The following is a 15,706-nucleotide window of genomic DNA, read 5'->3' on the forward strand; positions in this document are numbered from 1 at the left end:
TGCCGCCTGCACATTTCCATAGCCGTTCAAAATAAAAGCGGCCGGGAACGCTGCTAATGATTGTTACTAAACCATTGCATAACAATCACATAAGCAACAGTTAGAATATGAATGACATTCGCCATCGTGTTGTTCCGGATCGACCAGTAAACATTGGCGACAAACATAGACAAGGGCAAAATGGCCAGTACCCAGTAAGCAGGTGAAAAATGAATATTGAAGAAAGGAATCAGCATCGCTACGAACACATAGATGACCAATACCCCCCAGATCTTCCTGCCCTGAATCAGCATCTTCTTCAGACTCCGCTGCAACAGCAGCCAGCCCAGCAGGAAAAATACCACGCTGAACACAATGGCACCCCATACCTTATAATGCAATATGAGCTCTATGGAAAAACCAATTCTTGGGATCTTTGTGAACAAAGCCCATTGGTCTGTCAGGAAAAGATAAGTACCCAGCAAATACAAGGGGCCCACCAGTCCCAACAGGGCTATAATCCACTCTGCCAGGCGGAAAGGCCTCATTATCAACAAACTCATTAACAAGAGCAGACAGAATATAATTGCCGGGAAATAGAATAATCCACAAATCCCGAGCGCAAAACCTATATTAAAAACCACATCTCTCGCAGAGGTGCGGGTATAAAGCAAAGTGATGGAAGAGAATACCCAGAGCATAATCAGGTTCACCAGCAAGGCAGGTGAAAACACATTCCAGTCATGCAGCAATGACGTAAAAAGCATATACGCCATAGCAGGTAAATAATTCGGCTTCGCAAAGAGACGCTGGTGATTCACAATCTTTGTGATCAGCAGGGCCTGCAAGAGCAGCAGCAAAACCGCCAGCGAGGTAAAAAAGAATGGACTCGGGCCTACAAGTGCCTTGAGCCATTTCACCAGCAAGTCATATAATAAACCTTCGGAACCGTCGGCCAGGTAAGTGGACGGATAATAGAGGTAATGAAATTTTACCACCAATGTATATATTAACAGCAGCAATACTGTTAGAGGGTTGCCGGAGCGGAAGAATTTAACCACAATCTGATTCTCTTTTCTACTTTTTTGAAAGCGTTCCAAAGGTAAATCAAAATATTAGGAATTTTGGTAGTGTCTCCTTTGAACTTTTCACCGGCCCGGGGCCTGCTTTTCCTTCTTTTTTTATTTCTTCTGCATCCTTTTTCTAATCCGGCTCAGAGAGGGCCCCGCTATACCCAGGTAAGAAGCAATATGATACAAAGGCACCTGGTTAAAGATCTCCGGATGCTGCTCCACCATCTGCAAATACCGCTCCTCCGGACTCTTGAACAGGAAATCCTCCGTATGCTCCATCATGAGGTTAAAAGCTACCTCGGCTATATACCTGCCAAAACGCTCCCACTCATGAGACTGTTGATACAATGCCTGCAAATGATCCACATGTATATATAACACGGTGGACTCCACCATACTCTCCGTATAAAAATTACAGGGCCGGCGGGTCAGAAAACTCTTAAACGCCGTTACCATCTGCCCGGTAGTATAAAACAACATGTTCTTCTCCTCCCCCGTCTCCGCATTCACATAATAGGTGCGGAAAACACCGTTTACAATGAAACCCAAATGCTTACACACATTCCTGTATTCATTATAATACTCACCTTTCTGGTAGGTTCTCAACTCCCAGTAGGGCAATGACAATGCAAAACTTTGCTCATCAATCCCCGAAAAACTCCTGATCGTCTGTTCTAATATTTCCAGTTCCGTCATACACCTAAGTTAATACTTACCTCTATAAAACTTATTCTCCTCCGTGATCTTCAATGGATTCTTTTTAAACCACGTTATGAATTCCTCCCATTCCTTCTTATGCTCACTTCTCCATTCCTCAAACTGCTTTTCATCCCCTTCCGCCAGGATCCAGTAATTATATGCCTCCAGGTAGCCCGCCTCCTTCACCTGCTGCTCATAGTCAAACAATACCACCGGGTTACTTTTAGCCAGAGGCATGGTTTGATAGTTTTCCACAAAGCGGGTCCTGATCCTGTTCAGTGCAGGCAAACTTATAATCTTCTCCCCCGCCAGCGATATGAGTAACAAAGGCTCATACACCGCAATCCCAAAGGGCAGGTGCAACTTACCGTCCGGCGATACCGCCATGGTATTCTGCTTACAGAAACTCACTGACACAGAAGTATCGTCTTTAAACTGGATCTCTCCTTTATATGTCAGGTACAACTGCCTGCTTATCTCGTCTGTGCGCTTCGACCCCCTCTCCAGGTTCAGGAAGATCTCCCCATAGATCATCCCCCACACCTCCTCCTGGGTACCCAGGAAGATTTTTGATGCCCAGTAATAATTGGAAGGAAACATTGGATCCACTTCTATCCCCTTTTCGAAATAACTCATGGCCTTCGTATAGTCTTTTACATTCACTTCCATTACACCACGTTCCAGGTACAGGTTACCCGCCGCCGGAAACACCTTCAGGCCTTTTTCATATGCATCCAGCGCCTTATCCCGCTTTCCACTCAGGTCATACGCATTGCCTAACAGCTGGTACACCCGGCTGTTGATATCTTTTCGTTTGATCAGCTTTTTAAGGATCTCTACAGCGCCATTATAATCCTGCTGCATGTATTTCGAGTACGCAATCTCATAATGATAAGCCCATTCATCCGGATTCAATCGAATCGCTTCTTCAAGCAATGGTATTGCTGCCGCTGGCTTTCCGTCCTCCATCATCGCTATCGCTGTTTTATACCTGGCATCTGCTGTGTCCCTGTCAGCCTGAGCCATCGCAGCTTGTCCCATACATATGCTTAGTAACAGTAATAAGGTAATTTTCTGCATAAGAGGTTAAGTCGTTACGAATATAGGATGAAAAAAAAGCCCGGACTCCATAAGGCGTACCGGGCTTTTCTTTTTTAACATTTCTTTTTACTGGGTCACAATCCCCTTTTGCTCAAAGTAATTGTAGATCGCATTGTTAATCTCTGCCTCTACCACAGACACCTTCATAATATCCCTGCACCAGAAAGCAATCCTCACCGACATCACTGTAGCACTTACAAAATTCATAATGATTTCGATCTCCCTTCTGGCCATCACCTGGTCATTGGCTGCAATCAGATCTTTCAGTTCCTGCTTCACTGTGGCTGCATCTTCAAGTTTAGCGACCTTATAGTTGAAATTGATCCTGGCATTGTTATTACTCAGGGTCCAGTTGGTAATCTCTTTGGAGAGCACATCGCCGTTTGGCAAAATCACCTCTGCCCCATCTTCGGTAAGCAGGGTACTGCTGCGGATCCCGATTTCTTTTACACGCCCCTTCTTACTCCCTATTTCCACTGTATCTCCAATACGTAAAGGGCGGTCAAAGATCAGGATAATACCAGATACAAAGTTGTTGACTATACTCTGTAAACCCAGACCAATACCTACACCCAATGCACCAAGGATCACTGTGATCTTATCCACCGGCAAGCCTGAAGCACTGATAGCCAGCAGGAAAGCAAGCACCAGCAGGATCAGCCTCGTCACCAGCAGCCTTGAACGCTGCCCCTTATCATCAAAGGCCGCATCATCCCCAATATCCCCAAAGAAGTAAGCAATGTACTTCTGCAGGAAATTAGCAATCCAGATAATACCCAGGAACAATACTACCCCACCAATAGTAAAGGAACTGCTACCAATCACTATTGATGCCTGGAACAATGCCTTCAATCCGGTGCTGAATGCATCGTAGATATTCAGGTTGGTGCTGAATACAATTGCCCAGATCAACACTGCCAATACAGATATAAAACGGAACAATGATTTCTTGATATCCGCTACATCAAAGTGCTCCGGATAGCGCTTCCTGATACGGCTACCCTGTATCTGTAAGAGGAAGGCTTCAATAACCAATTGTACAAATATACTGAGACTCGCGGCCTGTGCCAGGGCATATACCGCTGTAGCACTAAAGATCTGTGACAAGGTGACACGGCCAAATATATTCATCAATACCGCCAGTGTATTCAGGAAGGTATACAGGATCACCGCCCACCACATCAAACGATATTCTTTGCGGAAACTTCGGATTTGTATGTACAACAGGCCAATCACCACTGCCACCAGGTCATGCACCACATTCGCATACCGCATCAGCCGTATTGGCAAACCTAATACCCTGATGATAGGCAGGAAGAGAAATAAGAGCATAAACAATCCCCAGCCCATGAAGATCTGCCGGGGGAGTATTTTGTAAAAGACAGGTGTCAGCAACACCATCAGCATGAACTGCGTGGTCTCTATGTAAATAGCAGGTGCATTGTGATCAAATAAGGGAGCCAGGTTCAAAATCAGCACACAGGTCATGAGCCAGGGCAATGCCTTTACATACTTGAAATCAAATTCCTTGATGGCACTGAGCTTATTCAATTTCTTCAGACTCCGGAAGTTGTAATTGATCCAGACAAAGAAGGCAATACCAATAATCCATAACAGGGAGCGCTTACTACGGGTATTCCTGAAATAATAGCTGGCAAGTTGCTGCTCCGCATTTACTGATTTTTTAAATCCACCGGGAGGAGGTCTGCGACCCTGCGCTGTAACAGGCTCCCACAGGAAGAGGCGTTCCTTTGTAAAAGCACGGCCACCCGCAGTTTTAAGTGCTTCTTCTGTCTGGTATCCCAGTTCTTCAATGACGATGGCATCGGTGGAAACCTTTGCTTTCAGATCATTGAGAATAGCTGTATTGGCTTTCACCAGACTATCAGCTCTTCTGAACTTTGTACGCAGGGTTTGCAGCTGCGGGATGAAAGTAGCTCGAAGGGCAGAATCCCTGAACAGACCACGCATTAGCGTATCCTTACGGAGATCCCTGATTTCCTTTCTTACATCATCCAGTTTCTGGTCATATCCATTCAGCACCTTCCCGAATTCATTCATGGTGTTGTCCAGTTCTTCCAATAAGGACTGGTACATCTGAAGGTTGCGAATATTGAGACTTTTGTCATTACCGGCAAAACGGTCTTTCAGAATTTCCAATATAGAATCAGCATCTTTCAGATGCGCCTGAATGTCTTGTACACGGGTAAAGGAACTGGTGACAAGAGGGACCTTGTTCATGGTCTGAAAAACTTTTTCAAACCCTGCCAGGTAATCACTTCTTGTTGCTTGGTTGTTGTCGCCGAATAAGGTGGTATCGACAGCTCTTGGAGGTGCTTTTTGCGCAAGCACGAAACTACTGGTTAGAGCAATCAGTAGCAGGAGGAGAATAGGTTTTTTCATATCTAGCGATAAATCATGGCGGAAATATATGCCAATTTTCGCTATAAAAAAGGGGGCTTATCGCCCCCCTTCCTGATATAGTGTGTTGAAGAGTAACTTGAACGTGCCGTGCGACTGCCCCCTGAAGGTCACCTCAGGTCCATAAGCATAGAACATTCCCTTGCCGACAGGTGCACAAAAAGCGGCGACACCGCCTTTCAGGTAAGCCTGGCCCCAGGCCCAGCCACTGTGCAAAGGAGTATCTGTGCTGAACCAGGCAATAGGTTTCACATCTTTTGCCCCCGCATCAATTTTGAAGACAGGGCTGTTATCGAAATTGATATCACCATTGGCAGGCATGCCATAAGCAGCCATCAGGGTACTATCAAAACTGGCTTTCAGGATACTGCCAGGTATAAAGTATTTCGTTCCCGGAAGGGGCTTCCCATTTTCAACCAATGCATTCGTAACAGGTAAGCCTAAATGATAAGCAAGGTTGGTACTGGTACCAATCGTAACAATATTACCACCCGCTTCTAAAAATGCCTTCAGCTGGGGAATACTCGTATCCTTTGTGATCTTGCCCAGCATCCCCCTGTATTGTTCAGGAATTTCATCCGGAGCAGGTGCTTTCTGCGAAAAACCATAACGGTTGGTTTCCTCACCTTTTAATGGCGGAATAGCCCTGGTGACAAATACAATGACATCATAGTCTTTTTTCAGGTCACCCTTGTCGATGTCTTTGGCGTAAATCACTTTGAACGGGAACTTGTATTGTTCCAGCAACCACCTTACCCAACCAGAAGGAATAGAGCCGCCGTAGCTGTCCCACAAACCAATACGGGCCGGTTTAATTTTATCCAGGTCAGCAGGTTTCTTACTGACTGCCTGCACATTCACCGCCACATCCTTCAATGTCTTTACATAGAAATCTCCTGTCTTTGTTCTGTACACATCTACACCTGCATTCAATAATTGGTTGACTACAGTAAATGCATCATTCTGTTTTCCACTTATTAAATATCCACCTTTGCTGGCTGGCAATTTTGTTGCTTTCACTTCCTGCAATTCACCATAAGGCAATTGTGTAAACGGACCGCTAAAATCATCCAGGATCCTGTCAAACTGCACACCCATCTGGTAAGCCAATGTCCAACCCGCAGCATCATAAGGATGAATAGGAGGACCTCCAGGATACTGAAAATCATTCGGGTGATCCTGTGGCTCAAACATATCCAATACATGCGGGCGGAACGCCTGGTTGGTACGTACAATATAGGATCCCGCCGGATACTGCTTACCGGCTATCGTAAATGCAGCACTTGCTTTTTGCACGCTGATACCTGTTTTAATCAGTGCATTGATGAACTTCACTGCTGTAGGGAAATCTGCCTGGTCAGCTGAAATGATATAGCCTCTTGGATCCCTGGTATCAGGATTCTTGTATACCGCATCATAGTAAGACATGGGGATATTATTGCCTCTCTTCATCCAGCCATAAGGATCACTGCCATCATCTTTGGTGGTATCATTCTTATCTTTTTTATATGCAGCAGTAATTGCATTTGCTCCCTTTGGCGATAAGGTCCAGTTATCCCTGTTACCACGATCAATTGCATGCTTACCCATCTTGTAAATGTTGTACAGGACCTCATCACGCTGCCTGGCAGCATAATCCAGCACTGAATAGTTCAGCGATACGGAATAGTCAATAGACTGACGGAAGTGCCATACATCCTGTGGTAATACCGGGTTCGGCGTAGCGCCATTCGGGATTAAGCGCTGGGGAACCACGGGAATCTTCTCCGGCGTAGGGTTACCAATGATCTCGGTGAGTAAGCCGATCATATTGTGAAATTGCGTTGTGGTCCGCAAGCCACCATTATACCATGTAGAAAAACTGGAACCATTCAACCTGGTATAACCTGGTTTATCCTCTGCATTCAGGCGATTGTACATCGCAGCCCCCAATGCATCGATACCCGTGATCATCAAAGGATCAAATACATAGTTGAACGGATCGCGGTATGGAGGCCCTGCCAGTACAGAGCCTTCCGGACCGCGTTGGTGATGATTATACATGATCTGGGGCATCCATTCCAGGAACAGCTGCTTACCCATGTTGAAACTTTCGCTCATATTCATCATGTAAAAGTCACGGTTATTATCATGCCCAATATATTTCTGGTACAGCACAGGCACCTGGTCAGTACTGCGTTTCAAGGTATCTGCATTACGCATATACCAGTTAGCCACCAGCTCCTGTCCATCCGGGTTGGCATGTGTCATCAACACGATCACATTATCCAGGATGCGTTTAGTTTCATCATCATTCCTGCTGATCAATTGATAAGCCGTTTCTACCAACTGATGTGAACCTACTACTTCGGTAGCATGCAATCCACCATCAATCCATACTACCGCCTTACCACCTGCAGCCAACGCTCTTGCCTGCAGCTCACTGATCCCTTCGGCCCGTGCCAGTTGCTGCGAAATCTTCCTGTATTTTTCTAATTGCTGAATATTCCCGGGCGAAGAGATGACAAGCATATACTGATGCCTGCCTTCTTCTGTAAGACCAATATCCACCAGCTTTACCCGAGGGCTAGCTGCCAGCTTTTGAAAATAAGCAGCGGTCTGTGTATAATTCGCCAGCTTGTAATCATCTCCCATATTGAAACCAAAATGTTCTTTGGGAGAAGGAACTGTTTGCCCATACAAAGTAGTGGCACAACACAATATGATAACAGACAATAAATATTTCATAAGATGGTTTTATTTCTTCCGGTAATCCAGTGCCGGTGCTCTGTCGCCCAGCATGGCTTCATACTTGAAATCTTTTCCCCGACGTTCTTTTAGTTCTGCCTGTGCAGATTTTACAGCAGCAGGGTCATTGAACAGGTCATAGGCAGTGAGTGCAATCGTCTTGGCAGCCACCATCATTCCTTTTGCACCAATGCTGGAACCGGCAGCAGCTACATTCTGCCAGCTATGACCACCGGAACCTGCTACGAAGGTGGCAGCACTCATACCAGCAGTCGGTGTAACCCAACTTACATCAGCTACGTCAGAAGAACCGATACCTCCCTCTTTGACAATGGTAAATGGTTGTACCGTCATAGATGCACTATCTATGTCCGGAACATTCTTCTGATCGATAAAAGTTGCCTGAATCTTCTTAGCAAATTCCTTTTCTTCCGCAGTATATTTAAATCCTCCCACCAGGTGCAGGTTTTTATCCATCATGTGAGACAGGGTTTCATTCGGCATCATGTTGTACACACCACCGATTACTTCATACTTCATAGTCGTACCAGTACCTAAAGCTGCTCCTTCTGCACATTTCACCAGCCGGTCCCAGGTATCTTTTACTACCTGCATATCCGGATGACGTACGTAGTAATAAACTTCTGCAAAAGCAGGAACCACATTCGGTGCATCACCACCCTTGGTGATCACATAGTGAATACGTGTATCCTGCTGTACATGTTCACGCATCATGTTCACCATATAATCCATGGCTTCTACCCCATCGAGCGCTGATCTCCCTTTTTCAGGAGCACCGGCAGCATGGGCAGCTACCCCATAGAACCTGAACTTCGCATTTTTGTTGGCTAACCAGGGTGCGATGCCTGCAGCGTTGTCATTGCCCGGATGCCAGTGCAATACAGCACTTACATCATTGAACAATCCGGCTCTCACCATATACACTTTACCTGAACCCCCTTCTTCCGCCGGGCAACCATATACCCGCAAGGTGCCTTTACCACCACTTGCTTTCATCCAGTCCTTTACGGCTACAGCAGCAGCGACAGATGCAGTACCAAATAAATTATGCCCACATCCATGCCCTGCACCTTCAGGAATGATGGCTTTCTTTTCAGGACTGGCTTCCTGCGATAATCCCGGCAATGCATCAAACTCTGCGAGAATACCAATTACAGGTTCACCACTCCCATAAGTAGCTACAAAAGCTGTAGGGATGCCGGCAATACCAGCTTTCACCGCAAAGCCCTCCTGTGTCAGTTTCTCCTGTAACAATGCAGAACTCTTCACCTCCTGGTACCCCACTTCTGCAAAACCCCAGATCTTTTGCTCTATTGTTGTATAAGCAGGCGCTTGCGCATCGAGTGCAGCAATGATCGCCGTTTTATCTTTATTTGCTTTTTGTGCATACACGAAAGCCGGTGCACAACATAGCAGGGATACTATTACGCGCTTCATCATTTATAGAGTTGATTGAATAGTAATTTAAACGTGCCATGTGATTGTCCGCGGAAAGTAATCTCAGGACCAAAGGCATATAATTTTCCACTGCCTATAGGTGCTACAAATGCAGCCACTCCATCTTTCAGGTAACTTTGTCCCCAGGCCCATCCACTGTGCAGCGGAGTAGCGGTTGAATACCACATCAATTTCTTCACATCTCCACTGACATTGAATACCGGACTACGATCGAAATACACATCGGTTTTTGCATGCATACCCGCATTCTCAGCAGCAGTAGTATCTACATCTGCAATGAGTAAACTGCCCGGGATGTAGAGCTTTGCACCTGACAATGTCTTTTTCGTCTTAGGATCGATGAGTGCATTCTTCACCGGCAGTTTTAAATGATAAGCCAGGTTGGTGCTGGTACCTATGGTAACAATGCTGCCACCCGCTTCCAGGAATTTCTTCAACTGGGGCACAGAAGTATCAGCTGTAATACGTCCTAACCAGGGTTTGAATTCAGCCGATAATTCTTCCGGTTTAGGCAGTTTGCCAAACCAGTAACTGTCCCGCTTTGGCTTGCCTGTATCAGGAATAGCACCTGTAGCAAATAAGATGATATCATACTTCTTGCGCAGCTCACCCTTGTCAATCTCCTGTGAATAAATCATGGTATACTTGTAATGATATTGCTCCATGAGCCATTGCATCCAACCTGCAGGAATAGAACCACCATAGGTATTCCAGATAGCAATGCGGGCAGGGCTTACAGGTTTTAGTCCTGCGGGAATTACATCAACAGGAGCAACTGTTACCCCCCACTCATTCGCCGCTTTTGTTAAGAGTGCTGTTGATTTTGAAGAAACAGGCACATAAAATGCACCTGATGCCATTCTTGAAACTTTTATCCCTGCATTCAGCAAATCATTCACGGCAATGAAAACATTATTTTGCCCGGGATTCAATAAATATCCTTTCTTCGCTATCGCAATCGTATTGCCCAGTGGCGACTCTATCTGCCCGTAAGGCAACTGTGTCAATGGCACATTCACACCATCCAGGATCCGGTCAAACTTCACCCCCATCTGAAATGCCAATGTCCAACCCGCAGCATCATAAGGCCTGATAGGAGGTCCACCGGGATACTGAAAATCATTCGGGTGGTCCTGCGGTTCAAACATATCCAGTACATGCGGACGGAATGCCTGTGCAGTCTTTACTACATAAGACCCCCCAGGATAATGTTTACCAGCTATCGTAAAATCAGCTGTCGCTTTATGAATTGTAACACCCGCACGACTCAGGGCATTGATGAACTTCACCGCTGTCGGAAAATCTTCCTGGTCAGCAGGGATCACATAGGCCCTCGCATCCCTGTAAGCAGGATTCTTAAAGTAGGTAGCAAAATAAGTATTGACAATTGTATCTTCTTTTCCCAAAGACAGGTCGCCACCACTCTCTTCCTTCTTTGCAGAATCTTTTTTAGCCGCAGCAGCAGCTGTTCTGATACTATCTACAAAGCGGGGATAGAATGTCCAGTGATCTTCATTCCCCCTGTCAATCGCATTCTTACCCATGTGATAAATATTGTACAGCAGGGTGCTCTTATACTTCGCTGCATAGTCCAGCACTGCATAGTTCAGCGACACTGAATAGTCTATCGACTGGCGGAAATGCCATTCCTGTGGCACGACCGGGTTCGGCGTTGCACCATTTGGAATTAATCTTTCCGGTGCCAGTGGCACCGTCTCAGGTGTGGGTCCACCAATGATTTCCGTGAGCAGGCCAATCATGTTATGGAAGTAAGGGGCCGTACGCAGCCCACCATTCCACCAGGTAGAAAACTGGGAACCACCCCGCTGTGTATAACCCGGCTTATTCTCTGCATTCAAGCGGTTATTCATCGCAGCACCTACTGCATCAATACTCGTTACAATCAGCGGATCGAATACATAGTTAAACGGATCACGGTAAGGAGGCCCTGCCAGCACGGAACCTGCCGGCCCACGCTGGTGATGGTTGTACATAATTTGCGGGATCCACTCTACGAACAGCTGCCGGCCTATGTTCTGACTCTCTTTCATATTCATCATATAAAAGTCCCTGTTGTTGTCATGGCCTACATACTTCTCATACAACCTTGGAATGTTCATCGCCCGCTTCTTCGGATCTTCCGTACGCATATACCAGTTGGCTACCAGCTCCTGCCCGTCAGGGTTCGCATGTGTGAAGAGAATGATTACATTTTGCAGGATGTTCATGGTTTCCTCATCAGTACGGGTCACTAACTGGTACATACTCTCGATGAGCTGGTGAGAGCCCACTACTTCAGTAGCGTGCAAACCACCATCAATCCATACAACGGCTTTACCTGTTGCAGCCAGTGCCTTTGCCTGGTCATCAGTCAGGCCTTCGGCATGAGCCAGTTGCTGAGAAATCGTTTTGTATTTCTCCAGTTGCTGCATGTTCTCAGGTGCAGAGACGATGAGCATGTACTGGTGCCTGCCTTCTTCCGTCAGCCCGATGTCTACCAGCTTCGTTCGGTTGCTCGCTGCGAGTTTTTTGAAATAAGCTTCCGTTTGAGTGTAGTTCGCCAGTTGATAATCATCTCCAATGTTGAAACCAAAATGTTCTTTAGGAGAAGGGATTTGCTGCTGCGCCCAGGCTGTGGTCAGCGTGAGTGTTAACAAGAGCAGCATGCCGTAGAATGGTTTAGTCATAAGCCTTTTTATTTTGCTATACCGGCTTCCGCCAATAAGATCAATAGTGCCTGCTGGATGCCCTTATATCCTTTGTCATTCACCCACCACTCAGGGAGTGCATGCGCATTGCCGCCTATACCACCTGTACCAATGGTAATAGCGGGAATACCTTTGGAAATAGGAATATTCGAATTGGTAGAACCTACCGTCAAAGAAGGTGTATCACCCATGTAAGTGATCACCGCCATCATATGCTGAATCAGGGACTGTGCAGTATCACCCACCCCGGAAGGCCGGTCGCCAATCAGCTTCATGTCGACAGTAAGATTAGCACCTGATTTTTTCATCTTGTTTTCTTCTGCCAGCGCACGGGCTACAGCAGCATGTAATAGTTGATCACAGGCCGCTACACGCTCCGGACTTTCTGATCGCATATCCACTTCCATCCAGCTCTCAAATGGAATGGAATTTACAGAAGTACCCCCACCAATCACACCTACATTGTATGTGAGCCGTAAGCCGGGAGCCTTTGTAAGAGAGTCAGCCGCCACACACCAGTAAGCAATCGCCCTGCCCAGTGCATTGTGCGGATTACCCAGGCCAAAGGAACCAGAGGAATGTCCGCCCGGTCCTTTGAAAGTAATGCGGTAACGATGCGACCCCAGGCCCCTGTGATTTACATGTGCGCTCATCCAGCCATCAATCGCGATATAAGTATCTATCTTTCCCGGACCTTTATCGCTGAACAGGTTTTTCACACCTCTCAGATCCCCCTGCCCTTCTTCACCTACAGTACCGATAAAGAGTACATTGGCATTTGTTTCAATCCCTGTTTTCTCCATCGCCGTCAGCACAGTAAGTACTACAGACAGTGCCCTGGTATCATCCACTATTCCGGGCGCTGCCAGGGTATCGCCCCTGTGTTTTACTTTAGTATCGGTACCCTCCGGGAATACAGTATCCATATGCCCTTCCAGTACAACAGTTTTTTTTCCATCTTTACCTTTGCGCAGGGCGATCACGTTCCCCACATTATCCGTCCATACACTGTCAGCACCCGCTGCCTTCAGCATAGATGCATATTGCTTTGCCCTTACCTCTTCCTTGTAGGGAGGTGCTGGTATTTCTGTCAGTAAAATGTGATTAGCAATCGTCTGTGGTTCCATATCCACAATCGTCTGAAACGCTTTCTTCACCACTGGTTTCTCTGCAAGCGATTTGATTTCGGTCAGGTACTTTTTATCGGCCACTCCTTTGCGGTCCTGCGCATACATACTCATCACCGTATGCAACAGTGCAGCTGTCAAAATTATTTTCTTCATTGCTTACTGGTTTTTAAATCTTACTCCAACCCTACAATCTCCCGGTTCGCCACGGGATTCATCACAGATATTATTGTAGAAGGTGACAATTCTCCTGCCATCGGACAGGTTCAGAATGAATTTGAAAAGGAAATAATCGTTGACAGCCACTGCACTAAGGTCAACATTATTTAGTGCAGCCAGTTCCGCTGCTGTGAAGATAAAAGTTTTTGGGAATTCTGTAACTGTTTCGTACAAATGGTCATTCGCCCCTACGATACTTGGCAGCGGAAACTGTGCTATATTGGTATATTGGTTACCCGGCGATGAGATTACCAATGGATAAGCGGGTACACTGCTCTCCGCTTTATTGTAACTATTGTATACCTCGATAGAAGTAACCGTCACTTTATTGAACCCCGCCCATTCCAATGTAAAGGAAAACTGCTGCGATGCCAGGTCAGCCGCCTTCTTGTTGAAGAACACTACCTTACCTGCCTGGCGGGTAGGCAGCGCCGATTTGGTCGTATCGATCGTTACAATCGGTACAGCAGTGTATTGATAATCTTCCCACTCATAATGTGCCTTTTTACAGGCACAGATCAATAATATTGAAAGCATGAATATTGTTGGCTTCATAAATAATAATTTGGTTGATAAGTAGCTTATTTATCCCAGAACACCGGCGTAATTTGCTGTGCCACCTGCAGACTGCTCACATCCTCTCCCAGGCTGGTATTCGCACTCAGCTCTGTCTGTGAATAATAGAGGCGCAGTGGGAATGTATTGAGTGGCGACAATGGCGTGCGCAATACAGGCAATGCTGTTCTGCGGTAATCATTATATGTCTCCATGCCATTGCCATAAGTCGCAATATATTTCTGCGTCATCACCAGCGATAACCTGCCCGCAGCATCAGCAGCATCGTAAGCAGCCAACTGCTTATTCACAAATCCCGTAATCGTTGCTCCTGGTATCGTCACACCTCCCCGGGTAGAACTGAAGGTACTTACACTATTCAGGTGCGCCGTGATACCATCTGCAAAATTCTGCCGCGCATCGTCCCCCGTACCCAGCGTAAGTGCAGCCTCTGCCCTGATAAATTTTACCATCGCATTTGTGATCAACGGAATGATGCCTGATCCCGTACCATCAGTAGAAGCAACCACCTTTACACTGCCAGTGGCATCAGTATTGGTGAGATACACATTTGCAGATGTGAGATTGTTGATACTCGCATTGTCATACAAACCACCAGCCGGATAAATACCAAAAGTAGAACGGCGATTCAGGTCCGCAGGAGCTGCCGTTCCATCACCCGGATTACGGCCATAATAACCGTTGCTGTTAGTAGAGTTGTTCAGCCCCGCAGTAGCATTCTGCCTGAAAATGAAATAGCGCAATCTTGGATCATCGTTATTAAACAGCAGATCGATAAACGCCTGGTTCATGTAGAACGTTTTGCTGGACTGGTATTCTGACCGATGCCATGGATGCCTGTTGTTCGGGTTTTGCAAAGGACCGAACTTAAATGTATAATCCAGGTTATTATTATTGATCAGCGTTGAATCAGTGATCAGTGCCCTGATAGCAGTAGCTGAGCGGTTGGCATCTACAAGCCTGATCTGGTTGTAGAGTTTTAACTGCAGTGAATGTGCCATTGCTATCCAGGAAGCCTTTGCACCACTGTACATCATATCAGCAGATGCAGGTACGAGTGTAGTAGTGGATACTTTATTAGCATCAGCAATTGCATCTTCAATCAGGCTCAGCACACTCTCGTAAATAGTTTCCCCTTTATCGAATGCAGGACTTACATTCGTTTGTCCATTCTCCGCTTCCGAATAAGGAATGTCGCCCCACATATCTACCATCATACTCACCAGGTAGGCCTTTTCAAGTTTTGCGATAGCTACATATCCCCAGTCATTTTCAGTAGTACCACTGTTGATGATCGCCTCCAGGTCATTCAGGGTCTGGCTGTAAAAACCATCCCAGGGATCATCAAAACTGGTGCCCTGCTGTTGGTAACGACCCAGATCAGAAGAAAAGACCGTATGCTGTACAAAGGTTTCCGTGCCACTGTTCAGCTCATACATGTTAGCTGCCATCGATACCTCAGTAGAAGGCAGCAACAGGGATCGCTGGGCAGTAGTAGGATTGTTCGGGTCTGTATTGATATCTACAAACTTCTTACAGGAACAAAGTCCTGCTAAGAGAGAAATATATAAAAGCGTTTTTGACTGCATAATTATAC

At 46.2% G+C, this 15,706-nt stretch carries 10 protein-coding genes; all 10 read right to left on the reverse strand.

Translation table 11 applies throughout. The annotated features are described in order from the left end of the window. Positions 1-53: 53 nt before the first annotated feature. The gene (locus DXN04_RS13765; RefSeq protein WP_147319918.1) at positions 54-1,040 is read right to left on the reverse strand and encodes a hypothetical protein; all 987 of its coding nucleotides are present in this window, start codon (positions 1,038-1,040) and stop codon (positions 54-56) included. Positions 1,041-1,160: 120 nt separating this feature from the next. Beyond that, positions 1,161-1,748 (reverse strand): Crp/Fnr family transcriptional regulator, encoded by a 588-nt coding sequence (locus tag DXN04_RS13770; RefSeq protein WP_116853933.1) that lies wholly within the window; start codon positions 1,746-1,748, stop codon positions 1,161-1,163. A 9-nt stretch (positions 1,749-1,757) separates the two neighbouring features. Further along, entirely contained in the window at positions 1,758-2,792 is a 1,035-nt protein-coding gene (locus DXN04_RS13775) for a tetratricopeptide repeat protein (RefSeq protein WP_158569004.1), read from the reverse strand. A gap of 126 nt (positions 2,793-2,918) precedes the next feature. Then, on the reverse strand, positions 2,919-5,255 hold the full coding sequence (locus DXN04_RS13780) for a mechanosensitive ion channel domain-containing protein (protein ID WP_116853935.1): 2,337 nt from the start codon (positions 5,253-5,255) through the stop codon (positions 2,919-2,921). Positions 5,256-5,312: 57 nt separating this feature from the next. Beyond that, entirely contained in the window at positions 5,313-8,000 is a 2,688-nt protein-coding gene (locus DXN04_RS13785) for a M14 family metallopeptidase (protein WP_116853936.1), read from the reverse strand. Between the two features lie 9 nt (positions 8,001-8,009). Then, entirely contained in the window at positions 8,010-9,461 is a 1,452-nt protein-coding gene (locus DXN04_RS13790) for an amidohydrolase (protein WP_233525593.1), read from the reverse strand. After that, complete coding sequence (locus DXN04_RS13795) at positions 9,458-12,166, reverse strand: M14 family metallopeptidase (protein WP_116853937.1); 2,709 nt, start codon at positions 12,164-12,166, stop codon at positions 9,458-9,460. The genes DXN04_RS13790 and DXN04_RS13795 overlap by 4 nt, the downstream gene beginning before the upstream one ends. Positions 12,167-12,174: 8 nt before the next feature. Continuing rightward, positions 12,175-13,470 (reverse strand): M20/M25/M40 family metallo-hydrolase, encoded by a 1,296-nt coding sequence (locus tag DXN04_RS13800; RefSeq protein ID WP_116853938.1) that lies wholly within the window; start codon positions 13,468-13,470, stop codon positions 12,175-12,177. A 3-nt stretch (positions 13,471-13,473) separates the two neighbouring features. Then, entirely contained in the window at positions 13,474-14,088 is a 615-nt protein-coding gene (locus DXN04_RS13805) for a hypothetical protein (protein ID WP_116853939.1), read from the reverse strand. Positions 14,089-14,114: 26 nt separating this feature from the next. Next, entirely contained in the window at positions 14,115-15,698 is a 1,584-nt protein-coding gene (locus tag DXN04_RS13810; protein WP_116853940.1) for a SusD/RagB family nutrient-binding outer membrane lipoprotein, read from the reverse strand. Between the last annotated feature and the right edge of the window lie 8 nt (positions 15,699-15,706).

Origin of the sequence: Chitinophaga silvisoli (assembly GCF_003412465.1) — a bacterium.
Taxonomy (GTDB): Bacteria; Bacteroidota; Bacteroidia; order Chitinophagales; family Chitinophagaceae; genus Chitinophaga; species Chitinophaga silvisoli.